Raw genomic sequence first — 24,260 nt, 5'->3', positions numbered from 1 at the left:
CAAGTTTTTTTAGGTATAATGGCGGGCTAATTTTGAAAAAAGAAAGTCTATGAAGCGTATTTTTTTCCTTTTAGTGATCTGTTGCTATTTTGCCAGTGGCGTAGAGAATGCCCGCATGGCTATTGGTGCGGAAAAGAGTGTCCATGTGGTGAAAAAAGCAGGTGGTGAAAAAGTGCCCACCTTATTGCTCATGGGCGGGATTCAAGGCGATGAGCCGGGCGGGTTTAACGCCACCGATGTTTTTTTGATGCACTATAAAATTTTGTCGGGGAATGTGTGGGTGGTGCCGGTTTTAAACCGCTATGCGATGCTGTTAAACCACCGCGGGATTTATGGCGACCTGAATCGCAAATTTGCCTATTTAAACCCCAAAGACCCCGAATACCCCTTAATCCAGTCTATCAAGGGGCTGGTGGTCGATCCCCAAGTGCAGGTGATCATGCACTTGCACGATGGGAGCGGGTTTTACCGCCCCACTTATAAAAGCGCGTTGCTCAACCCTAGGCGTTGGGGCAATTCCTCGATCATCGATCAAGATGAGTTGCCCGGCGTGGAATTTGGGCACTTAAAACGCCTCTCTTTAGGGATCACCGATCATGTCAATCAGTTTTTACTCAAGCCCATCCACAAATACCATGTCCGCAACACCCACACGGCACGGGGCGATAAAGAGATGGAAAAAGCCTTAACTTACTTTGCTATCAAACATAAAAAAGCCGCTTTTGCCAATGAAGCCAGCAAAGAACTTTCTTTAGCCCAGCGGGTGTATTACCACCTTTTAGCCATTGAGGGGCTGATGCAAGAGGTGGGGATCACCTACACCAAAGATTTTACCCTCAAGCCTGCCAGTATTTACCGCCTCATTAACGATCCCAACCTCACCCTGACCATGAATCAAAATATCCTCCTGCCCTTGTATGGTTTGCGTAGCCAGCTTAAATTTTTCCCCTTCCCCAAAGACACACCCATTAATCAGATCAGCTTGCAATCCCAAAGCTATATCTTGGGGTTATTGCCCCGTAAAAACCAAATTTGGCTCAAGTATGGTAATAAACTGATGACCCGCCTACACCCGCTCTATTTGGATTTTGATCGCAGTCTTAAGGATATTGATATTGAAGTTGATGGGAAAATCACAAGTGCGGCACCTGCGAGCATGTTGGAGGTCAAACGCTCTTTTAAGATTTTACCCAAAGAGGGTTACCGCGTGAATGTGATTGGGTTTTCCCTCAAAAATGGCGGGAAAAAACCCAATGAAGTGGGCGTTAAGATCGCCTATAAAAACTTGGATCAACGCTACTCCATTGACAAAGGGGGCAAGATTTACCGCATTGAGATTTACAAAGGCGATGCCTTTAGTGGTATGGTTTTGGTGCGTTTCATCTAATGCCCTTTTCTAGTTTAGAAATCTTAACCGCACTCAAAGTCCTAGATTTGCTCCACAATGCCCCGCCCTTATGGTGGCCGGGTGCGGGCTCTTTTGAAGTGGTGATAGGCGCGATTCTCACCCAAAATACCCGCTTTGAGCGCGCCAAGCAATCCCTAGAGAATTTAAAAGCACTGGGGATTTTAAGCCCAGATACACAAAGCACCCTCACATGCCTAGCCAACAGCAAGCCTAGCGATCTAGCCCCCCACATTGCCCCTAGTGGGTTTTACAACCAAAAGGCACACCGCTTGGTGTTGTTGAGCCAAAATATTTTAGAGAGTTTTGGGGACTTTGAGAGCTTTAAAGCCCAAGTGGATCGCGCTTGGCTCTTAGAGCAAAAAGGGCTTGGCAAAGAAAGTGCCGATGCAATTTTAAATTATGCGTGTTTGCGCCCTATCTTGGTGGTGGATAAATACACCTACCAACTTTTATTGTCTTTGGGGATGGATATCCCCGAATATGACGATCTGCAAGCCTTTTTAATGCAGGGTCTGCAAGATCGCCCAGAGCAGACTTTAGCCCTCTATGAGCACCAACTAGACTTAGCCAGCATTTATGCGCGCTTCCATGGCAAGATTGTCGCTTGCATGCGCGCTAAAATCAATCTCAAGCCCTATTTAGAAGGAAAACCATGATTTTTATTGATGCCTGCCACAAAAAACAAACCCCCTACACCCCTATTTGGATGATGCGCCAAGCGGGGCGTTATTTGAGCGAATACCGCGCATTGCGCCAGCAAGCTAAAGATTTTTTAGATTTGTGTTCTAATGTGGATTTAGCCACGCAAATCACGCTCCAGCCCGTGGAAATCTTGGGCGTGGATGCGGCGATTTTGTTTAGCGATATTTTGGTGATTCCCCATGCAATGGGCTTGGATTTGGAATTTATCCCCCAAATAGGACCCAAATTCCCACGCACCATCAGCACCCTAGATCAGGTGCAGGCTTTGCAGTCTGGGGCTTATCAAAAATTAGATTTTGTCTATGAAACCCTTTTGGGCGTGCGGGCTAAATTAGACCCCTCTAAGGCACTCATTGGCTTTAGCGGTGCGCCTTGGACTTTGGCAACCTACATGATCGAGGGTGAGGGCAGTAAAACCTACCACAAATCTAAAAAATTGCTCTACACCCAGCCCCATATTTTGCACGCCCTCTTGGAAAAATTGAGCGTGGAACTGATTGCTTATTTGTCTAGGCAGATTCAAGCGGGGGCTGATGCCGTGATGATCTTTGATTCGTGGGCGGGGGCTTTGGAATTAGAGGCGTATTTGGAATTTAGTTGGAAATACATCCAGCACATTAGCCAAGCCCTAAAATCAAAACACCCCAACACCCCCACTATTGTTTTCCCTAAGGGGGTAGCAGGATTTTTAGGGCATTTGGGCGGGGAGTTTGATGTTTTTGGGTGTGATTGGAGCACGCCTTTAGATTTAGCCAAGCATATTTTAGGCGATCGCTATGTGTTACAGGGCAATTTAGAGCCAGCAAGGCTCTATGATAGAAATGCGATGTTAGAGGGTGTGGAGCGTATTTTAAAAGTGGTGGATAAACAAGCGGGCTTTATTTTCAATCTAGGGCATGGCATGATCAAAGATCTGCCTAGAGAAAATGCCCTAGAGTTGGTTAAATTCGTACAAACCCAAACAGCTAGATAATTCTAGTATTTGAAGATATAGGTAAATTCCTCAAAAAGTTTGTTTTGGGCAAAAAACATGGTTTCTAACAGCGCGTCTAATTCATGATCAACACGGATGAGCCGCCCGCCCTCTTTGGTTTTGAAGTAGTGGGGCTTGTTGTGTAAGTAGTTGAGAATTTGGGTGTAACGCGACAAGATGAGCTGGACATTGTTGCTCACAAGAACTTGTTTATCGGGTGCTAAGGGGGTGTTTAAAAAATAATCATAGAGGCGGTAACTGCAAGTGTCCAGCACATCAAAGGATTGTAGGCTTCTGGTGAGCGATTCGATGGTTTTAGGATCGGGGGTTTCTGTGCGCGCACTTTTCATGCAGGTCTTAAAAGCGTCCAGCTGTCTTAAAAAAGCGTTTTGGACTTCTAGGGCGATGCGGGGCTTGTTTTGAATCGTGGTTGCCAAAAGATGGTGCAGGGTGGCAATGAGGTGGCGGGCATGCTGGATAAATTCATCTTTATCGTATTTGGGCCACACAAACAAAAACACGACATAGACAATCAAAATCCCCAAGATAATATCTAAAAAACGGAAAGCGACAATATCTACAAAGTTGTATTTGAGTAGCGAAAAGCACAGCACAAAAGAGAACATCAAGGACATAGACCAAATCACATAAGAATAGACCTTAAGATAAATGAACAAAAACACGCTCGCCACCAAAAAGGCGTAAAAAATAGGGCTTTTAGCAAACAAACCCACCACAATCAAGCCCAAGATCAAGCCAATACAAGAGCCCGTAATCAGCTCGGCTTGGGCTTCTTTGGTGCTCCCTAAAGAAGTGCGGGATACAAAGAGGGTTGCCATCGCAATCCACATGCCATGGTTAAACCCAAAGTAGCGGGCAACAAACACGGCAATCCCCATCGCAAGGGCGTATTTGGAGGCGTATTGGAAGATGGGGTGTTTGAAATGGCATGCCTTCCAAATGTCTTTGAATGAAGCCTTGTGGGCGGGGTTGGGATCAACTAGGCTCTCTTCACCCCCCATGACAAAAACTTCCATTTTGTTATAGATAATGGCTAGGGAGTGTTGCAAGACCTTATCCACTTGGGGGTCTAGGCTTTCTAGGGCTTGTTTTTGCAAACAGATATTGTGGTTGGCAAAAATCCCAGCCAAGAGGCGTAAATTCTCGATCAGTTCTAAGCGGATAGGCTCTAAGGTGGGTTGGGTGAAATCGGCATAGATGGAGTGGATCGAGTGATACATCTCTTCTAAGGCATTGAGTTGGAACAAACTGCGTTGGATATTTTGGATTGCATGGGGGTCTTTGATCTTGCTAGAACGCGAGGTTAAAATAAATTTGGTGTTGTGGATTTGGGCGAGCACTTTAGTTTTAATCAAGTTGTAATCTGTGGGGCTATTGACATAACGCAACATCAATTCCATGCTAGAAAGTAAAGTGGTGAAGCGTTTTTGGGTGAAGTAGCTGTATTTAGAGACAAAAATAAAATATTGGATGGCAATACTCAACAGCCCAAGCGTGGTGATCATGGTGAGGATTTGCCTAAAATCAATGGGCGCACCCGCATCGATATAAAGACAAGTAACCAGCCCATTGGAAAGAGCCATGTTGCACACTTTATGCAAGTCCAAACTATAAGCACTAGAGAGCCCCACCAAAAAAGTTACAATCAAAATCGGGACACACAGCCACGCCCCAAAGTGCGCTAAGGGGTAGAACAGCACCACATTAAAACAGCTGATGGCAATAAAAAGCAACAAATACCCAATTTCGTGTTTTTTGTCGCTGAGTAGCAGGCTGAGATAATACAGAAAAATAGTTTGCAGACCCGCCCAAATCACCACATACCAGCCAAAGAATAACGCCCCTAGCCCCGCACAGATAAAAGTTGTGAGGGTGGCTTTGAGGGCATAAACAAGGCTAAAATAGCCCGGATCGTAAAGGTGGATCGTGCGCTTGAGGCGATTAAATAGGCTAGTGGGTGAGGCGATCATGCTTTAATGAATAGTGGGCTGGATTTGCTTATTATCGGCTAGTTTTTCTTGTTGCACTTTGCTTAAAAATTCTAGTAATTGGGAGCTAGCTTGGCTGTAGGCTTGGCTCACTTTAGAATGGGGGTGGGTGATATAAATGGGTGTGCCCTTGTCCCCACCCTCCCGAACTTGGATTTCTAGGGGGATTTGGGCTAATACTTGGGTTTGGTAGCGTTTGGCTAGGGTGTCTAGCGTGTTTTTGCCAAAAATCTCGCTCACTTGTGCGCAATGGGGGCAGACAAACCCGCTCATGTTTTCAATGATGCCTGCAATGGGGATATGCAAACGGGCAAACATGTCCAAACTACGGCTGGCATCATCTAGGCTCACACTTTGGGGCGTGGTGATGGTGATACCCGCACTAATAGGCACGGCTTGGGCTAGGGTGAGCTGGGCATCCCCAGTGCCCGGGGGCATATCCACGACCAAAATATCCAACTCGCCCCATAAAATATCAGTCAGCATTTGCTCGATGGCGCGCATCAGCATGGGTCCGCGCCAAATCAAGCTCTGCCCCTCTTCATAGAGCAAGCCCATGCTCATGCTCTTGATTTTATAGGCTTCTAGGGGGATGAGCTTTTTACCACTGGGATCGGTGCTGGGATTGACTTCCATTAAACCTAGCATTCTGGGGATATTAGGGCCATAGACATCGGCATCTAAAAGCCCGACTTTCTGATTTTGTGTAGCAAGGGCGAGGGCAAGATTAACACTTGTGGTGCTCTTGCCCACCCCACCCTTACCAGAGCTAATCATCACCACATGCTTAATGTTGGGGGCTAGATTCTTGGTTGTGGGTTCGGGGGTCTGTTTGGCTTCCCTTTTAGGGGGGGTTTTGATGTCAATATGGCAATTTTCAATGCCCAAATCCTGCATTTTGGCTAGAATGTCGGTTTTGAGAGTTTGGCTCACTTCTGGCGAGCTAGAAGGGATGTCTAATAAAAGGGCTAACTTTTTTTCATGGAGGGTGATATTTTTGACAAAGCCAAAGCTCACAATGTCTTTTTCAAAATTGGGGTAGATCACGCTCTTTAAAACGCCCAAAACTGCATCTTGTGTAATCATTTTGATCCTTAAATTGAGGGTAGCCCAAACTTATACCTATTTTTGCTTAACATTTATTAAAGCTGGGCGGTGCTTGGGGGGTTTGGGGTGTGTGGGGGTCAAAGCGGGCGTGCGGTGTGGTGTTTCTTTTATCAAGTCTTTAGAGGGGGTGAGGTATTGGTATTTAACCAAAGTTTGGATAATCTGCTTGAAGATCGGGGCGGCGGTTTGACTCCCATAATACTCCTCACTCCCCAAAGAGCCAAAAACCACCACCCCCACCACAAAGGTGTTTTTCTTGTCCTTAGCAAAGCCAAAAAACGAGCTGTTGTAAATGTCGGTGTATTTGCCATTATTAGCCGTCCTAGCCGTGCCCGTCTTGCCCCCCACAACCAAGCCCTCCACTTGTGCGCTTTTGCCCGTTCCATGGGTTACCACCTTGATTAAGAGCTTTTGCATGGTGTGCGCGCTTTGAGAGGAGATCACCTGTCTGGGTGGGGCTAGATCGGGGATATACACATCGCCATTAGGGGCGTTGTAGCGTTGGATCAAGTGGGGAGTCGTGATCTCTCCTTGGTTGGCAAATACGCCATAGGCTCTTAGCAGTTGTAAAAAAGTCGTGCGCAGACCATAGCCATAGGAGGCAGTGCCTTTATAAACTTCGCGGTTGAGCAGTTTCACACTGGGGATCAGCCCGGTTTTTTCATAGGGGAGCTCAATACCGGTTGGCTCAGCAAACCCAAAATTCTTAAGCCCGGTGTAAAATTCCTGCCCGCTTAGGCGTTTGGAGAGCTTGATCATCCCGATATTGCTAGAGCGCACCAAGACATCTTCAATCGTATTTTGTTTGAGCGGGGTGAGATCATCTCTAATGGTGTATTTGCCCAGCTTGTAAAAACCATGGTTTAAATCAATTAGCTGGGTGGTTACAATGCGTTTTTTATCCACTAGGAGCGAATAGACAATGGGTTTTATGGTGCTGCCCGGCTCAAAAGAGAGCTCGGCGGCATCGACATTCAAAGCGGGGTAATCGCTCTTTTGGATATTATTGGGGTTAAAGCGATTGGTGGTGGCCAAAGCCAGTAACTCGCCATTATGGGGGAGGTAGATTCCAGCGATGATTTGCTTAGACTTATAATGGGCTTTGGCATGATCTAAGATTTTTTCTAGCTCGCGTTGCAACCTTAAGGGGATACTCAATGCCAAGTCATAGCCATTTTCGCGGGGCTGACTCTTAAAAGTCTTGTCCTCAATGAGATTAAAACCCAGATCGCGCTTGCCTATGTCCTGCCCATCTTGCTTGGGGGCTAATATTTTATCCTTGAACTTTTCAAGCCCTTTGACACCCTCTACAGAAGTGATCTTAGAAACATCGATTTTTTTGACATACCCCACCAGCGGTTCAAAATTGTCAGCATAAAGGTAGTTGCGTGCAATCCCGCTCACCTCGATACTCAAGCCGATCTTAGGCACGACTTTTTTGCTCGAGTCTTCATATTCGACAAAGACATTGTAAGCCAAGAATTTGGCATTGAGTTGGCGCAAACTGGCTGCGGTGTTGGCGTTGATATTGTAAGAGAGGGTTACAAAGCCCTCTTGAGAAAATTTTTCGGCGATGATGGACTTAGGGATATTGGTATAAATGGAGAGCAGATCGATAAAAAACTGCTTTTTATTGGGGTCAATGGAGAGGGTGTTAAACCCCACTTTAAAGAGTTTTTGGCTACTAGCCAAGCTAAAACCATCCTGGCTATAAATGGTGCCCCGTGTGGCAATATCGGTCTTGGTAACCACAAAAGCGGGCATTTTACGGGGTAAGAGGGCTTTAAAAAACACCACCACGACAAACAAGACCAACGACCCAAAAATGACCATAAAGATCAGTAGTAGGCGTTCTGTGCGTCTGGGTCCTAAATCTTGGGGGGTATTGGGGCTGGCTTGTGGCGCAGACTCCATCAAAACTTCTTAAAATCCGCGCCTACGCCCAACTAGATCTGTGTTCTTAAAAGCTCTTTGTAAGCACTAATGGCTTTGTTGCGCACTTCCAGCATCAACTTCATGCTGGTTTCTGCCTTGCCAATGGCGATGGCGGCTTGGTGCAAGTCCTTCACTTGCCCAGTCGCCATGTCCGCTAAGGCTTTGTCAGACTCCATCTGCGTGTTGTTGAGCTCATCTATCGAGCGCTTGAGCATTTGGGAGAACTCCCCTTTCTCCATTAGATTCTCATTCGTCCTTGAATCTAAAGGAGTGCTGGCTTTGCCTAACCCTATATCTGTGTATAAAGTTTTCATTTCGACTCCTTGCATCCTATATCTCCTATATCGTCCCTTCTTGGATAACCTTTAAGCCCTGTTGTTAAAATTTAGGCTTGGAGCATGCTAATGGCATTGGCTGCCATGTTCTTGGTGCTTTGAAACGCCGCAACATTGGCTTGATACGCCCTTGTGGCTTCGATCAAGTCTGCCATCTCCACCACGGGATTAACATTGGGGTAAGACACATAACCATTGGCATCGGCATCGGGATGGGTGGGGTCGTATTTCAAAAGCGGTGCTTTATCATCACGTACAATCTTATCCACATAAACGCCCATGATGGGGGGGTTGGGTTTTTCAATCCCATCGCTTTCATTCAAGGGGTCTTCATACTCCATCAAATTATTATTCTCAGCGAGTTTTTCGTTCAAAATTTTGTTGAAGTCAAAGGACTTAAAGACCGCCTCTTGGCGGCGATAAGGTCCGCCCTCATCGGTGCGTGTGGTGTTGGCATTGGCGATATTGGAGGAGATAAGGTTAGCACGCACTCTTTGAGCGGATAACCCGTATCCACTGATGTCAAAACTAGATAAAAACATTGTGCTGATCCTTTCTTAGATATTCTTAGCGGCATCGATGGCGTAATTGACAATGCCCCGATGCTTCTTTAAAGCGGTGGTGAGGGCTAGATACATGGTCGAATTCTTACCCATCTCTGAGGTTTCGATGTCCAAATCCACGCTATTGCCATCATTCTTTGCCAAGTGCCCATCTCTAAAAAAGATGGTCGCCTTGTTGTCCTCATAGTCCTTAGGCTCTAAATGCCTTTTATTGGTAACTGCGAGCTCTAGGTGCTGATCTTTTTGGTGATCGAACACCTCCGCCTTTTTGTGGGCGAGCAGAGTTTCAAAATCCAAATCCTTTGGGCGGTAAAAGGGCGTATCCACATTGGCGATATTGCTTGCGATCAAATCCTGCCGTAAGGAGCGATAATCCATCGCCTTATAAACTAAGGGATAGGCTTTAGATAAATCCATTTCAAATCCTTTCTACTCGTGCCCTGCTTATTCCAATAAAGCAAGGAGCATTCCACTAACAAGCCTCTAATTTTGCTGTATAATGATAGCATATTTTAACTAATTCTGATTAATCGCAAGGTTTTTTATGCCCTACCGCTATTTGTTCTTCTATGCGAGCATGCTGATGATCTTGAGTGTTTTGTTGAGTTATTCGCTCTCCACCTATGTAACCATGCTCTACCACTACAAGGAGATTCACTTTTTTATACGCCAGCTCATTGCGGTAGTGGCGGGGATTATCTTAATGTGGGGAGTCTCTTGGCTGGACCCCAACAAGTGGTTTAGCAAAATGGGCTTTGTGATCTTCTTTGGGTCGTTTTTCTTAATGGTGTTGATGAATTTTTTACCCGAGAGTTTCTCCACCAGTGCGGGTGGAGCCAAGCGTTGGATTCGCCTGCCTTTCTTTTCGCTAGCCCCCACAGAGTTTTTTAAAGTGGGGTTTGTCTTTTTCCTCTCTTGGAGCTTGTCGCGCACCTTTTTTAACCAAGAAAAATCTAGCGTTAGAGAAGAGCTGATGATTCTCATCCCCTACTTGGTGGTTTTTTTATTGATTGCCTTTTTGATCGGGGTCTTGCAAAATGACTTGGGGCAGGTGATCTTATTAGCGATTGTCTTGGGTTTTTTGCTGATTTTCTCCGGGGGGAGTTTCAAGCTATTCCGCATTTTCTTCACCATCGCCTTGAGTGTGGGCGTGTTAGCCATCATCACCAGCACCCACCGCATTTTACGCCTCAAATTGTGGTGGTCTAATTTGCAAAGCTCTATTCTAAGCCTCTTGCCCTCCAAACTGGCTAATCATCTACGCATTGAAAACCTCCCCGAGCCCTACCAAATTTACCATGCCAGCAACGCCATCAAACATGGCGGACTCTTGGGGCAGGGCTTGGGGGAGGGGGTGGTTAAACTGGGTTTTTTAAGCGAGGTGCATACCGATATGGTCTTAGCGGGCATGGCAGAAGAGTTAGGTTTTGTGGCGGTGCTTTTTTGCGTGGGCTTTACCCTAATGATCTTGCATGGCATGTTTAAGATCACCAACCGCCTAGACAACCCCAAACACATGCTTTTTTGCTTGGGGGTCGCCCTTTTAATTGGCTTTTCTTTCATCATCAACGCCTTTGGGGTGAGTGGGATTATCCCCATTAAGGGAATCGCCGTGCCCTTTTTGAGCTATGGGGGCAGTTCGATCTTGGCTAATGCCCTGGCTTTAGGGCTGGTGCTCTCTCTTTCCAAACAAGCCCGCTAAGAACGCAACAACTCCATAAACTCCGCCCTTGTGTGTGTATCCTCTTTAAAGATCCCCCTTAGAACACTGGTTTTGATCGTGCTATCTTGTTGTTGCACGCCCTGCATCGCCATGCAAAGATGTTTAGCACTACAAACCACCGCCACGCCCTTAGGGCGCACAATCTGATTAAAGGTGTCGGCAATCTGCGTGCTTAGGCGTTCTTGGATTTGCAAACGCCTAGAAAAGCACTCCACCAAGCGCGCGATCGCGCCCAAACCCACGATCTTTTCATTGGGGATATAACCCAAGCTAATATGCCCAAAAAAGGGCAATAAATGGTGCTCACACAGGCTATAAAACTCCATGTTTTTAAGCACCACCAAGCCCTCGCACCCGCATGTATCAAACCCACCTTGTAAAATCTCTTGTGGATTGCTTTTATAGCCTGCCATCAAGTCCCCCCAAAGCTTTTCAAGCCTTTTGGGTGTGTCTTTGAGCCCCTCGCGTTGCGGATTCTCGCCTATGCTAGCAAACCATTTATTTAAGAGTTGTTCTAAATCACACATGGCGACCCATTAAAGCCGCGATGCGTTGTTCGATACTAGGGTGGGTGCTAAACAGCGTGGAAACATCAAAAAGGTAACTAGCGGCGCGGGTGGGGTTGGGATCGGCTTGGCTAAAATCATGGGTGTTGTAGTTGTTAGAGATTTTTTGCAAGGCTCTAATCATGGGCTGGCTATCTTGCATGATATAAGCTGCCCCGCTATCAGCCATAAATTCACGGCTACGGCTCAAATACATTTGCAAAAACAGACTAAAGATGGGCAAGACAAATTGCAAGACCAATAAAAGCGTGCGCGCTAGGCTCGCCCCGCGGTTATTACGCCCCCCTAAAAACGCCCACACGCCCAAATTTGCCACCAATAACATGATATTGCTCAAAATCCCCACACACATGGTCAAGCGGATGTCCCCATGCCTGATGTGGCTGAGTTCATGCGCCATCACCGCCTTGATCTCATCGCGTTCCAAATTATCCACTAAAGTTGTGGTCAGGGCGATTAGGGCGTTGTGGCTATCCCAGCCACTGGCAAAGGCGTTCATGTAGGGCGCATCCAAAATATAAAGTTGGGGTCTAAAGGGCGTGTTGGAGGCTCTTAAAAGCTCCTCTAAAATCTGGGCTAGCATGCGCTCCTTGCCCCTGAGCACCAAAGAGGGGTCAATGAGCTTATACTCGCTCCCACTGAGCATGATCGCTTGGGAATTGCTGATGCAAATTGCCATGATCAGCACAGCGGCGAGCAACATTAAGAGCGTGATCGTGGGGAAAATCTGGAAAGTGATTAGCCCTATAAGCGCGCTACCCAAATGGGGCGCATTGATACGCACCACATCCACCAACAAGCCGATCAACACAAAAATTGCCATGTAAGTTACCAAAACCAGCGTGGTTTTGTTTTGGTTTTCTCTAATCACTTGCTGGAAGGTCATCATTGCCTCTTTTGAATAATTCTAAATGAGCGATCTCTTCTAAAAAAGTGGTCGCATAACTCCCTTTGGGCAAGAAAAAGGACAAGGTCGCTTGGGCTTGCTTTTCAAGGTAGCAAAACTCTAGCTGGGTGGGGAAGACAACCGCATAACGCCGATCCCCTAGGGCTTGTATATTGAGGTCATGCAGGGCTTCAAAGTGGCTAGATAGCCCTTGGGCATGCCAAACCTTCAAACCGGGCAATAACCCTGTGGGGGCTAGCTCTTGGCGTGCAAAACGCTCTGCATTGGGCGTGCCCTCTTGGTGGTAAAAATACTTACCAAAGGGGTAATGGCAGAGCACATCGCCCTCTAAAAGCTTGAAATAATGCTCTTGATCTTGCAAGGCTTTAATCTGTTCTAAAGAGATCATGGCAAACTGGCCATGCACCTCTTTAGGGCTAAAGTGATCTAATAGAGTGCTTAGTTGCATGCGCATGCTGAGCCAATGGTTAAACAACCAACTTTGATAACTTGAGATCAAAAACCGATCGAGCTTTTTGGGTTTCTTGCTGGTTTGGAGCTTGGCTTGTTTGAAATTATCCCCCCACTTGCCAAAGCGTTGCGCCCCAAAATAATTGGGGAAGCCCCATTGTGTTAAAAATTCCAAGACATGGGAGATTTTTTGCGCATTTAGGGGTGTTACCTTTTTGAGGCGCATAAAAAAGCGATTACCCTTTAAATGCCCCAAGCGGATTTTATGGCTATGGCAAGTGGTGTCTAAGATTTTGATGTTGTGATCTTGCAGGGTTTGGGCATGGCTCTCTAGCGTGCTTAGATATTCTTTGGGCAAGGAAATATACTGGGAAGTGAGCGCATCTTTATCTTTGAGCCCAGCATACCCAAAGGCAGACAGAGGGCAACCCAAGACATTAGCCAAAAAAGAGAGCATCTCCCATGTGCTTTTGTTTTTCTTGCGCACATGCAAAATCCCATGCGCGCCTTCGCCACTAAAAGGGTATAAAGGCTCTTCAGACACCACAAAATCTTTAGGGCATTTTTTAAAATAAAAATCAATGGGCGCATGGCTGGAGGCAAAAAACCGCACAGGCGCACTAGCTAGGTGTGTTTCCATGCGTGGCATTATAGCACACTCTTTTAAAGTCATTTTGGAGCATTTTTTGCTTGTAACTTGGCAAACCCATGAGGATAGAGAGATGGAAGTTAAAGATATCCAAAGTAATTCTTTGCATGCTTTGCTAAATGCGTCCAATTTAGGGCGGAGTGTAACCCCCTCAAGTCCTACGCCCCCAGCCCAACCCAAGATAGAGGCTGTAGAGCAGACAGCGCAAGCCCAGCCCGATGGTTTGAAACGAGAGACCTATGGCTTTTTGGTTTTGGAATTGATGAGCGATAATGAGTATCAGGCTTTTTTGCGCGCCACAGCGGGCATGAATGAGAATGAAAAACGCCTAGCAGCCCAATCACTCTATAGCCTCACCAGTTTTTATGGCGGGCAGATTCAAGAGGACAAACAAGTACAAGAAAAGATCGATGGGTTGCGCGCCTTGCAAGAAACCCAAGTCAGAAAGGCTTTTGGCGTGGATAATAATTTTGTCAATCGCTACAAAAACGCCTATAACCAAGCCTACCAAACTTTGGATATGCTACTCTAATCAACAAATTTTAAGCAAAGTGGCTTTATAATGGACACTTTGCAAAAGAGCAATTTAAGTCAAGGTAGCTCAGCTGGTTTAGAGCGCTGGTCTCATAAGCCGGAGGTCGGGGGTTCAAGTCCCCCCTTTGACACCATAACCCCCAAAATTTACCCATTTTTGCCCCCCTTTGTTGTTTTTGCCACTTGTTCCTAATTTGTTTCGCTAGGGTGAATTTTTGCTATAATCACCCATAGAGCACTGCAATAGAGAGCACCATGCAACGAACAACACAATTACAACAACTTCCGGATTCCCTAGATGTGATCATCATTGGGGGGGGTGCTAGCGGACTAGGGCTGGCTTTAGATGCCGCTAGCAGAGGGTATCACACCCTATTATTAGAAGCCCATGATTTTGCTAAGGGCACTTCTAGTCGTTCCACCAAGCTTTTACACGGGGGCGTGCGTTATTTGGCACAAGGGGATTTTTCCCTTGTTTATGAAGCCTTACACGAGCGGGGGACGCTCATGCAAAATGCCCCCCACCTGTGCGCCCCACAAGGTTTTGTGATTCCTTGCGCCAATTTATCCAGCGCGCTTTTTTATGGCTTGGGGCTCAAACTCTACGCCCTGATGGCGGGTAAATTGCAACTGCACCGCACCGATGTGCTTTTTAAGCCCCAAGGAATCCTAGAGGGGGTCAAACAAGAAAAATGCCGCCATGCGGTGTGCTATTATGATGGGCAATTTGACGATGCCCGTTTGGCTTTGAGTTTGGCTCTGAGCGCACACGATCATGGTGCGTTGTTGTTAAACTACGCCCAAGTTAAAAGCTTGCTTTTTGAAAATGACCGCGTTTGTGGCGTGGTGTTTGAGAATCAAATCAACCAACAAGAAATCCGCCTTAAGGCGCGCTGTGTGATCAACGCCACGGGGGTTTTCACCAATACCATCAACCACATGGATCCTAGCACCCAAGAAAACCACATCACACCCTCTCAGGGGATTCATTTGGTTTTGGATCAAAAATTCTTGCCCTCCAAGCATGCCCTAATGGTGCCTAAAACCTCTGATGGGCGTGTGTTGTTCGCCATTCCTTGGCATGGTAAGTTGCTGGTGGGCACAACTGATACCCCCGTGCAAGAGGTGAGCCTAGAACCCCAAGCCCTGCCCGAAGAGATTGATTTTTTGCTCAACACTTTGGGGGAATATTTGGAGCAACAACCCACCCGAAAGGATGTATTGTCGGTCTTTGTGGGGCTTAGACCCTTGATGGCAAGTTCTAAGGTGCGCGCGACTAAAAAACTCTCACGCAGTCATAAAATTTACATTGCCCCCAGCGGGTTAGTCCATCTTAATGGGGGCAAATGGACCACCTACCGCCACATGGCACAAGAAACCCTAGATGCGTGTATCCAACAAGGGCTTTTGCCCGCTAAAACTTGTTACACACGCACGCTCAAATTACATGGCTATACCAGCGAGGATTTAGACCCACGCTTAAAAGTCTATGGGACACATGCCCAAGCGATCTTAGATTTAGAAAATGCTAACCCCCATTTAGCCCGCTTGATCCACCCTAATTACCCCTATACCTATGCCCAAGTGTTTTGGGCGTTAGAACATGAAATGGCTTACCGCCTAGAGGATGTGCTCTCCAGACGCATGCGCTTGCTCTTTTTAGATGCGCGTGCTGCCCTCAAGTGTGCTAGAGAAGTGGGGGAATTTATGGGTGCGTATTTTGGCTGGGATATAAGCTATCAAGAACAAGAGATCACGCAGTTTGAAACACTGGCTAAAACCCATATCTTAGAATAAGGAATATTGATGGATCATTTTATCATGGCACTCGATCAAGGCACGACCTCATCACGTACCCTCATTTTTGACAAACAAGGGCGGGTGATCTCGATGGCGCAAAAAACCTTTAGCCAATTTTTCCCCAAACCCGGTTGGGTCGAACACGATCCCAAAGAGATTTGGGCGACCCAAATTGCCACGCTCACCGAGGCTTTGGCTAAGGCTAACTTAGATGCTAAAAATATCGCTGCTCTGGGGATCACCAACCAAAGAGAAACCACGGTTTTATGGGATCGCCACACGGGCGAACCTATTTATAATGCCATTGTGTGGCAGGATCACCGCACCGCCGATGTGTGCGAAGAACTCAAAAAGACCCACAAAGAGATGATCCAAGCCAAAACGGGGCTAGTCATTGATGCCTATTTTTCAGCCACCAAGATCGCATGGATTTTAGACCATGTCAAGGGAGCCAGACAAAAAGCCCAGCAAGGCGATCTGTGCTTTGGCACGATCGATACTTGGTTGCTTTACAACCTCACCAAAAGGCGGGTGCATTTTACCGATCCCAGTAATGCCAGCCGCACCATGCTTTTTAATATCCACACCCTAGAGTGGGATAGGCAACTTCTAGACCTCTTTAACATCCCTAAAGAAATTCTACCTGAGGTCAAATCCTCTAGCGAGATTTACGGGCACACCGCTACGCGTTGGGTGGAGCGTGAAATCCCTATCGCTGGGATGGCTGGCGATCAACAAGCCGCCCTTTTTGGGCAAATGTGCATTGAGCCGGGCATGGTCAAAAACACCTATGGGACGGGGTGCTTTTTACTCATGCAAACCGGGCAACAAAGCGTGGCTAGCCAAAATAATTTACTGAGCACCATTGCATGGAAAATTGGGGGCAAAGTGAGCTACGCTTTAGAGGGGGGCGTGTTTGTGGGTGGGGCGGCGATCCAGTGGTTAAGAGATGGGGCTAGAATGATCCGCACAGCCGCAGACATCCATAACCTAGCCAGCACGGTGGAGGATAATGGCGGGGTGTATGTTGTGCCGGCTTTAACGGGTCTAGGTGCGCCTTACTGGGATCAATATGCCCGGGGGAGTATCTTTGGGATCAGCCGTGGGAGCACCGATGGGCACATTGCACGCGCCATTTTAGAGGGGATCGCCTTCCAGGTGCATGACATTATTAAAGAAATGGAAAAGGATGCCAAGCAGAGTTGCTCCCAAATCCGAGTCGATGGGGGGGCAAGCGCGTGTAATTTGCTCATGCAAATCCAAGCTGATGTGTGTAACACCGATATTATCCGCCCCCAAAATGTGGAAACCACAGCAATGGGGGCTGGCTATCTAGCAGGTTTGGCGGTGGGCTTTTATGAGGATTTGGAGCAAATCCAACAACTATGGCACACCGACCAGCAATTTAGCCCCCAATTAGAACCCCACAAGCTCCAAGAGATGTTGTATTTTTGGCAAAAGGCGGTGCAAGCCTCTAAAAACTGGTTGCTTTAGGGATGAGCATGGAGATTTTTATTTACGAGCTGTTGGGCACAGCCTTGATGATTTTACTGGGTAATGGCGTGGTGGCAGCGTGCTTGTTGGAGGGGACAAAATGCGGGGGGGCAGGGGCTGCCCAGTGGATGGTGATCACCACCGCTTGGGGCTTTGGGGTCTTTGTGGGCGTGGTGGTGGCTGGTCCGCATAGTGGGGCGCATTTAAACCCCGTAGTCACCCTGAGTTTAGCTCTATTAGGCAAAATCCCCTTAGCCAGCATGCCAGCCTATCTAGCTGGGGAGTTTTTGGGCGCAGGGGTGGGGGCATTGCTGGTTTATGCCATCTATTACGAGCATTTTAAGATCACCGCCGATGAGGGGCTTAAGCGGGCGTGTTTTTGCACGGAGCCAGCCATTAGAAAACCCTTTTCGAACTTTTTAAGCGAGCTGGTGGGAGCTTTTGTGCTGATCTTTGTGATCGTGCATTTGAGCGACCCCTCCATCCACACCCAAGACCCCAGCGCTAAAATCGGGTTAGGGAGTTTGGGGGCTTTGCCTGTGGCTTTATTGGTGTGGGCGATCGGGCTCTCTTTGGGGGCGACAACGGGGTATGCCATCAACCCGGCAAGGGATATGGGTCCTCGCATTGTGCTTGCCTTGTTGCCCTTAAAAGTCGATCCGGATTTTGGCTATAGCTATATCCCCTTCATCGCGCCCTTAGTGGGCGGGGTGTTGGCTGTTGGGGTGAGCGCACTCTTGGTCTAAATCCAGTCATGCCCTTGCCAAAATGTTATTAAATTGCCCTATAATGGGGCTTTTAAGAAAGGACGACCATGCCTCACACCAATATCTTTGAAAAACTCACCCACCAGCTCAAAGAAAGCTTAGATCAAGCCCTCTCGCTGGCTTTGCATGCCAAAAACCAAGAGATCGAGCCCATCCACCTTTTTTGGGCACTTTTAAGCAATAGTCAGTCTTTACTCAGCCATGCCTTGATTAAAATGGGCGTAGAAAAAACCCCCTTAGAATTGGAGGCTAGAAGCATCGTAGATAGCCTGCCTAAGAGCTCGAGCGTGAGCGCGCAGGGGATTAGCCTGAGTAAAAACCTCTTAGATGCCCTGCATAGTGCTTTGGGCTGGAGCGTGAAAAATGCGGATCAATTCGTGGCGGTGGACAGTTTTATTATCGCTAACGCCGCGCTTTTTAGCCAGTATTTTAAACAATTCTTAGATACCCCAGAGCTTGTTAAGACCTTAGAGAGTATGCGTAAAGGGGTGAAAATCAACCAGCCTAGCGATGATGCTACTTTAGAAGCCTTAGAAAAATACGGGATTAATCTGACCACTAAAGCCCTAGAAAACACCCTAGACCCGGTCATCGGGCGCGATGAAGAGATTTTGCGCATGATGCAGATTTTGATTCGTAAGACTAAAAATAACCCCATTTTGCTAGGGGAGCCCGGGGTGGGCAAAACCGCCATTGTAGAGGGGTTAGCCCAACGCATCGCTAAAAAAGAAGTGCCCCTATCTTTGCAACACAAGCAGGTGGTGATGCTGGATTTGAGTATGCTCATTGCTGGGGCAAAGTATCGGGGGGAATTTGAGGAACGCCTAACTAAGGTCGTGGAGGAGGTCAAAAAAGCGGGCAATGTGATCTTATTCATCGATGAAATCCATACCATCGTGGGGGCAGGGGCAAGTGAGGGGAGCATGGATGCGGCTAATATTTTAAAGCCCGCCTTAGCGCGTGGGGAGTTGCACACCATCGGGGCGACTACGCTTAAGGAGTACCGCAAATACTTTGAAAAAGATAGCGCGCTCACGCGCCGCTTCCAGCCCATCGCCCTAGAAGAGCCTAGCGTGAATGAAACCTTGCAAATTCTAAGAGGACTCAAAGAGAATTTAGAGGCACACCACAATGTGAGTATCACCGATAGCGCGCTAGTCGCCAGTGCTAAACTCTCCGCGCGCTATATCACTAACCGCTTTTTACCCGATAAGGCGATCGATTTGATCGATGAGGCGGCTGCCGAATTGAAAATGCAGATCGAATCAGAACCCTATGCCCTCTCCCACACCAAGAGATTAGTGCAACAATTAGAGGTAGAAAAACAAGCCTTGCTTATGGAGGAAAACCCTAGCAATAAACAACGCCTAGAGGAGGTGCAAAAGGAACTTGGCAACGCCTTAGAGGAAAAACAACGCCTAGAGGCGCAATTTGAAAATGAAAGGCGGGTATTTAAGGACATCGCGCAGGCTAAGAATAATATAGAGAGTTTGAGACGCGAATCCGAGCTAGCCAAACGCCAGTCCGAATTTGAAAAAGCCGCTAAAATCGATCATGGCGAGATTCCTAAGTTAGAGCAGGCAGTGCGTGATTTAGAGGCACAATGGGCGCGCATGCAAGATCAGGGAAGTTTGTTGCAACACGCAGTTACTAAAGATAGTATCGCGCGCATTGTGAGCAAATGGACGCATATTCCGGTCCAAAAGATGTTACAAGAGGAAAAGGACAAAATTTTACACATCGAGCAGGAGCTAGCTAAGAGTGTGATCGGGCAATCTCAAGCCATTAGCGCGATTGCTAAAGCCATTAAGCGCAATAAGGCAGGCTTGAGTGATCCCAATAAACCCATTGGGAGTTTTCTATTCTTAGGACCTACGGGTGTGGGTAAAACCCAAAGTGCCAAGACGCTAGCCCAATTTCTCTTTGATAGCCAAAAGAATTTGATCAGGCTAGACATGAGCGAATACATGGAAAAGCACGCAGTGAGTCGCTTGGTGGGCGCACCCCCCGGGTATGTGGGCTATGAGGAGGGGGGGCAACTCACTGAGGCGGTTAGGCGTAGCCCTTATAGCGTGCTCCTCTTTGATGAGATTGAAAAAGCGCACCCGGAGGTGTTTAACATGCTCTTACAGGTGCTCGATGAGGGGCGGCTCACAGATAATAAGGGCGTGGTGGTGGATTTTAAGAACACCATCATTATTTTGACCAGCAATATCGCCAGCGATAAAATCTTAGAATTTGAAAACATCCACGCCAAGCACAAGGCTGAACAAGAGGTTTTAAAAGCCTATGACATTGAGAGCGATCAGATCATGGAGCTAAGTGAAGAGCACGATAAACAAAAAATTGTGCAAGAAGCCCTGAAAGCCTACTTTAAGCCCGAATTTTTAAACCGCTTAGATGATATTGTGATCTTCAATCCTCTGCACTTGGAATCCATCATGCAGATTGTGGATTTGATGTTTGCAGATATTCAGGAGAAACTCAGCGAGCGGGGGGTGCAAATAGAGTTGAGCCAGCAGGCTAAGGAATACATCGCCAAAAGCGGGTTTGATCCCATCTATGGTGCGCGCCCTCTTAAGCGGGCTTTGTATGATGAGGTGGAGGATAGATTAGCCACGCTTTTGTTGGAGACAGATAGCGCACATTTGAGCAATAAACGCCTTTTGTTTGATGTGCAAGAGGGTAAAATCGTGATTGACCAACTCTAGCCGCATACTTTAATTAAAAGGAATATCCGTGCGTTCGTTTTCTTTGGGTAAGCAGATCTTGGTGCTTTGGGGTTTTGTGATGGGGGCGATATTCGTCGTTTTGGTGCTTTTTTACCACAACAACAAGCGATCGGTCTCCCATGTCAATCGCCTTGTCTCCAATGATTTACAAGAACTCTTAGAGGAGCAGATCAAACTCTCTGTGGATGTTTTGGCTTTTAGTATTTCTGAGACTCTCAAAGACATCCCCCATGCCACAGACGCACAGAAAAAGAAGGTTGTTGCTGATATGGTCGCTAATTTCCGCTTTGAAAAGGATCGATCGGGCTATTTCTTTGTCTATGAAGGGTATGTGCCCTTTGTGATGCCCAACTTGAAGGGCGATCTTTCTAGGTTTAAGAATATGCAGGATAAAAATGGGGTTTATATCATCCAAGAACTCCACAAGGCAGCCATGAATAACGGGGGCTTTGTGCATTATGTCTTCCCTAAACCCTTGCCCGATGGGAGCATGCGCGATGTCCCTAAAATCTCCTATGCTAAAAAGATCGCGGGCACGCCTAATTGGTGGATTGGCACGGGGATGTATGCAGACAATATCGCCCAGCGCACCCACCGCATTTCCCAGTCCATCGATGATGATTTAACTGAAAAATTTTATGTCTATGCGCTGATTGTGTTGCTTTTTTTGTTCGTGGTTGTGGTCCCGCTTTACTATGGCTTTTACCGCAAAATTACGGGGAATATCAGTGCCTTAAGCGGTTCGCTCAAAGAGTTTTTTGCCTTTGTGAATTACCATGCCAAGAAAGAGCCTAAAGAGTTGGATTTAAAATCTAGGGACGAGTTAGGCGACATGGCGCGCGCCTTGAAAAGCAATTTAAAAGAAGCGGTCGAACATTTCCAAGCCGATCAACATTTTTCCAAAGATGCTTTGCATGTCTTAGATGGTGCGCACATGGGGGATTTTAGTCGGGGTATCCATGCCTATGCGGCCAATCCCGAACTCCAACGCTTAGGCAAGGATTTAAACGCCTTTTTTGAATTTTTAAGCCAAATGTTTAGCCGTATCCGCAATGCCCTCCAAGCCTACTCCAACAATGATTTTAAGGAAGGCATGGATCTTGCAAACTTAAATGGTGGGTTTTTACAACTGGCTAATGACATTAACACCTTGCAACAAAGCATTGTCCATTCGCTTAAAAACTCTTTAGACATCGCCCACGCCCTCCGCCAAGAAACCGATTCGCTCAATGAAACCAGTAGCCGCTTACAAGAGGCTTCTAAGCAACAAGTTAGCTCCCTAGAACAGACCACTGGCGCACTGGAGCAAATTAGCCAAAGCATGCAGAGCATTAACACCAAGAGCCAAGAGGTGATCGAACAATCTGATGGGATCAAAAATATGGTGGTGATCATCAATGAGATCGCCGATCAAATCACGCTACTAGCCTTGAACGCCGCCATTGAAGCCGCACGCGCAGGCGAGCATGGGCGGGGCTTTGCGGTGGTGGCTGATGAAGTGCGCAAACTAGCCGAGCGCACCCAAAAATCTTTGGGCGAGATTGAGATCAACACCCAATCACTCACCCAATCCATTAATGACACCGCACACGCCATAGAGGAGCAGACTTTAAGCATTGACAAGATCAGCGCAGCAATGGAGGCTTTGGAAAAAACAATGGCAAACAACGCCGAGATCACCGCAACTTCCTTGAATATTAGCCAAAATGTGCAAAAAATTGCGCAAAATATCCTCGATGAAGCCAATAGCAAGAAGTTTTGATCACTAGTAATAGAGTTGTAGTCAATTTGGTTTCCTTCCATAGCTAGGTTCTATTAGAAAGGATCTCCATGCCCTCATTTTCTCTAGGCAAACAAATTGTGGCTTTGTGGATGCTCACCATTGTGGCGATGGTTGCGACCTTGTTGCTCTTTGCACAAAACAACCGCGATTCGGTCCGCCAAGTCAATGCTCTAGTGAATAAAGATTTAAAGGACATGCTAGGTGGCAAGCTCAAATTGGCCATCGATACCGCAAGCTTTAATATTGCCCATGCTATTAAAGAAGCCCCCACACAAGTAGCCAAAGAACAGATCATTGTTAAAATGCTCAAGGGCTTCCGCTATGATGAGGATAAATCGGGCTACTTTTTTGCCTACAACAAATACACCCCGATTTACACCGCCAACCCCAAATACCACATTGGGCAAAGTGCTGCAAATGTCAAGGATAAAAACGGCGTGTATTACATCCAAGAACTTTACAATGCTGCGATGGCTGGGGGTAATTTTGTCTATTATGTTTCGCCCAAGCCCTTAGGGGATGGCCAAGTCCGCTACACAGCCAAGATTTCCTATGCGCAAAAGATCGAGGGCACGCAGGATTGGTGGGTGGGTGGGGGGATGTATATGGACAATATCCAAGAGCGCACCCATAGCATCACCCAGCTCATCGATCACAACTTGAGCCATAAATTCTATATCCATGTGGTTTTGGTGCTGATCTTTTTGGTGGTGGTGGTGATTCCGCTTTATTATCTCTTTTACCACAAGATCACGGGCAATATCCGCACCCTAAGTAGGGCACTCAAAGATTTTTTCGCCTTTGTCAATTACAAAGATAAAAAAGTGCCTCAAGAGATTGTGTTGCGTTCTAAGGACGAATTGGGGCAAATGGCGCGCGCGCTCAACACCAGCATTCAAGAGGCGGTGCAACATTTGCAAGCCGATCAAGCCCTCTCTAAGGAGGCAATTTTGGTTTTAGATGGTGCGCGCACGGGGGATTTTACCCAAAATATCCACGCCCAAGCAACCAACCCAGAGCTCCAGCATTTAGGGGACAATCTCAATGATTTTTCGCTTTTTCTCAGCCAGACTTTCCATAAAATTTCCACGACCATTGAAACCTATTCGCAAAATGATTTTAGAGCCAAAATGGATACCACCCAGTTACAGGGTGGGTTTTTACAATTAGCTAATAATATCAACACTTTGCAACAAAGCATTATCGCTTCTTTGCAAAACTCCTTAGATTTTGCCCATGCACTCAACCAAGAAACCCACACCCTCAATGAAGCCACCCATGCCATGCAAGATGCCTCCAAGCAACAAGGCCGATCGCTGGAGGCAACCACGCATGCCCTAGAGAAAATCACCGCCTCCACCCAAAGCGTGAATGCCAAGAGTCAAGAGGTGATCGAACAATCTGAGGGGATTAAAAACATGGTGATCACCATTACAGAGATTGCCGATCAAATCACGCTACTAGCCTTGAATGCCGCCATTGAAGCCGCACGCGCAGGCGAGCATGGGCGGGGCTTTGCGGTGGTGGCTGATGAGGTCAGAAAACTAGCTGAACGCACCCAAAAGTCTTTGGGCGAGATTGAGATCAACACCCAAGCCCTCACCCAATCCATTAATGATAGTGCGCAAGCCATCAAGGAACAAACACAAGGGATTGCCCAAATTAACGAGGCCATGCAAGAATTAGAGCAGAGCGTAACGCATAACACCCAAATTGCGCTCACTTCCTCAAACATTAGCGACAATGTGCAAAAGATCGCCCAAGACATCCTCAAAGAGGCCAATAGCAAGAAATTTTAAACCTTGTTTTCGTGGGCAAGAGGG

General features: G+C 47.0%; 19 protein-coding genes, 1 tRNA gene and 1 pseudogene. 12 read left to right on the top strand and 9 right to left on the bottom strand.

The window, feature by feature from the left end; translation table 11 throughout:
* The first annotated feature begins 49 nt into the window (after window positions 1-49).
* Genes C5684_RS04240 through hemE form a run of 3 tightly spaced genes read left to right on the top strand, consistent with a single transcriptional unit; the run spans window position 50 to window position 3,083 of the window.
* Window positions 50-1,387: a M99 family carboxypeptidase catalytic domain-containing protein gene (locus tag C5684_RS04240; protein ID WP_104639511.1), complete on the top strand. Its 1,338-nt coding sequence runs from the start codon at window positions 50-52 to the stop codon at window positions 1,385-1,387.
* Window positions 1,387-2,064 (top strand): 3-methyladenine DNA glycosylase, encoded by a 678-nt coding sequence (locus C5684_RS04235; protein WP_104628702.1) that lies wholly within the window; start codon window positions 1,387-1,389, stop codon window positions 2,062-2,064. Before C5684_RS04240 ends, C5684_RS04235 begins: the two co-directional genes overlap by 1 nt.
* Window positions 2,061-3,083 carry a uroporphyrinogen decarboxylase gene (hemE, locus tag C5684_RS04230; protein WP_104639510.1) on the top strand — a complete coding sequence of 341 codons (1,023 nt, stop codon included), beginning with the start codon at window positions 2,061-2,063 and terminating at the stop codon, window positions 3,081-3,083. The genes C5684_RS04235 and hemE overlap by 4 nt, the downstream gene beginning before the upstream one ends.
* 2 nt (window positions 3,084-3,085) lie before the next feature.
* Here the strand turns inward: hemE and C5684_RS04225 are convergent, their stop codons facing one another.
* The 6 genes and pseudogenes from C5684_RS04225 to flgB form a co-directional block, all read right to left on the bottom strand.
* Window positions 3,086-5,074 carry an FUSC family protein gene (locus C5684_RS04225; protein ID WP_233708652.1) on the bottom strand — a complete coding sequence of 663 codons (1,989 nt, stop codon included), beginning with the start codon at window positions 5,072-5,074 and terminating at the stop codon, window positions 3,086-3,088.
* Window positions 5,075-5,077: 3 nt separating this feature from the next.
* Window positions 5,078-6,199: pseudogene (locus tag C5684_RS04220) on the bottom strand (Mrp/NBP35 family ATP-binding protein); the annotation flags it as partial.
* A 15-nt stretch (window positions 6,200-6,214) separates the two neighbouring features.
* The gene (locus C5684_RS04215; protein ID WP_013889788.1) at window positions 6,215-8,113 is read right to left on the bottom strand and encodes a peptidoglycan D,D-transpeptidase FtsI family protein; all 1,899 of its coding nucleotides are present in this window, start codon (window positions 8,111-8,113) and stop codon (window positions 6,215-6,217) included.
* A 32-nt stretch (window positions 8,114-8,145) separates the two neighbouring features.
* Window positions 8,146-8,448 carry a flagellar hook-basal body complex protein FliE gene (gene fliE, locus C5684_RS04210; protein WP_034582830.1) on the bottom strand — a complete coding sequence of 101 codons (303 nt, stop codon included), beginning with the start codon at window positions 8,446-8,448 and terminating at the stop codon, window positions 8,146-8,148.
* 71 nt (window positions 8,449-8,519) lie between these two features.
* Entirely contained in the window at window positions 8,520-9,011 is a 492-nt protein-coding gene (gene flgC / locus C5684_RS04205) for a flagellar basal body rod protein FlgC (RefSeq protein ID WP_013889790.1), read from the bottom strand.
* 15 nt (window positions 9,012-9,026) lie between these two features.
* A complete protein-coding gene (gene flgB, locus C5684_RS04200; protein ID WP_006018355.1) occupies window positions 9,027-9,449 on the bottom strand; it encodes a flagellar basal body rod protein FlgB in 423 nt (140 codons plus the stop codon).
* 127 nt (window positions 9,450-9,576) lie between these two features.
* On the opposite strand from flgB, the gene C5684_RS04195 reads away from it, so the two are divergent.
* Complete coding sequence (locus C5684_RS04195) at window positions 9,577-10,734, top strand: FtsW/RodA/SpoVE family cell cycle protein (RefSeq protein ID WP_013889791.1); 1,158 nt, start codon at window positions 9,577-9,579, stop codon at window positions 10,732-10,734.
* On the opposite strand, the gene folE is transcribed toward C5684_RS04195, so the two are convergent.
* The 3 genes from folE to truD are packed head-to-tail and all read right to left on the bottom strand — an operon-like array spanning window position 10,731 to window position 13,327.
* Window positions 10,731-11,282 (bottom strand): GTP cyclohydrolase I FolE, encoded by a 552-nt coding sequence (folE, locus tag C5684_RS04190; protein ID WP_104639509.1) that lies wholly within the window; start codon window positions 11,280-11,282, stop codon window positions 10,731-10,733. The two genes, C5684_RS04195 and folE, sit on opposite strands and share 4 nt — an antisense overlap.
* Window positions 11,275-12,210: a zinc metalloprotease HtpX gene (gene htpX, locus C5684_RS04185; RefSeq protein ID WP_193365361.1), complete on the bottom strand. Its 936-nt coding sequence runs from the start codon at window positions 12,208-12,210 to the stop codon at window positions 11,275-11,277. Before htpX ends, folE begins: the two co-directional genes overlap by 8 nt.
* A complete protein-coding gene (gene truD / locus C5684_RS04180; protein ID WP_013889794.1) occupies window positions 12,185-13,327 on the bottom strand; it encodes a tRNA pseudouridine(13) synthase TruD in 1,143 nt (380 codons plus the stop codon). Before truD ends, htpX begins: the two co-directional genes overlap by 26 nt.
* 73 nt (window positions 13,328-13,400) lie before the next feature.
* Between truD and C5684_RS04175 the strand changes: the two genes are divergently transcribed.
* The 8 genes from C5684_RS04175 (at window position 13,401) to C5684_RS04140 (ending at window position 24,236) form a co-directional block, all read left to right on the top strand.
* On the top strand, window positions 13,401-13,859 hold the full coding sequence (locus C5684_RS04175) for a hypothetical protein (RefSeq protein ID WP_041602914.1): 459 nt from the start codon (window positions 13,401-13,403) through the stop codon (window positions 13,857-13,859).
* 58 nt (window positions 13,860-13,917) lie between these two features.
* Window positions 13,918-13,995, top strand: a tRNA-Met gene (locus C5684_RS04170).
* A gap of 121 nt (window positions 13,996-14,116) precedes the next feature.
* Window positions 14,117-15,658 (top strand): glycerol-3-phosphate dehydrogenase/oxidase, encoded by a 1,542-nt coding sequence (locus tag C5684_RS04165; RefSeq protein WP_104639508.1) that lies wholly within the window; start codon window positions 14,117-14,119, stop codon window positions 15,656-15,658.
* Between the two features lie 9 nt (window positions 15,659-15,667).
* Complete coding sequence (gene glpK, locus C5684_RS04160) at window positions 15,668-17,155, top strand: glycerol kinase GlpK (RefSeq protein WP_104639507.1); 1,488 nt, start codon at window positions 15,668-15,670, stop codon at window positions 17,153-17,155.
* Window positions 17,156-17,163: 8 nt separating this feature from the next.
* Complete coding sequence (locus C5684_RS04155; RefSeq protein WP_104639514.1) at window positions 17,164-17,901, top strand: MIP/aquaporin family protein; 738 nt, start codon at window positions 17,164-17,166, stop codon at window positions 17,899-17,901.
* A gap of 68 nt (window positions 17,902-17,969) precedes the next feature.
* On the top strand, window positions 17,970-20,633 hold the full coding sequence (locus C5684_RS04150; RefSeq protein WP_104639506.1) for an ATP-dependent Clp protease ATP-binding subunit: 2,664 nt from the start codon (window positions 17,970-17,972) through the stop codon (window positions 20,631-20,633).
* A gap of 28 nt (window positions 20,634-20,661) precedes the next feature.
* Complete coding sequence (locus tag C5684_RS04145; protein WP_104639505.1) at window positions 20,662-22,416, top strand: methyl-accepting chemotaxis protein; 1,755 nt, start codon at window positions 20,662-20,664, stop codon at window positions 22,414-22,416.
* A 68-nt stretch (window positions 22,417-22,484) separates the two neighbouring features.
* Window positions 22,485-24,236, top strand: a complete 1,752-nt coding sequence (locus C5684_RS04140) for a methyl-accepting chemotaxis protein (RefSeq protein ID WP_104639504.1) — start codon at window positions 22,485-22,487, stop codon at window positions 24,234-24,236.
* The last annotated feature ends 24 nt before the right edge of the window (window positions 24,237-24,260 follow it).

The organism is Helicobacter bizzozeronii, assembly GCF_900196775.1.
GTDB classification, from domain to species: domain Bacteria; phylum Campylobacterota; class Campylobacteria; order Campylobacterales; family Helicobacteraceae; genus Helicobacter; species Helicobacter bizzozeronii.
This window is presented reverse-complemented; position numbering and strand designations above follow the sequence as displayed.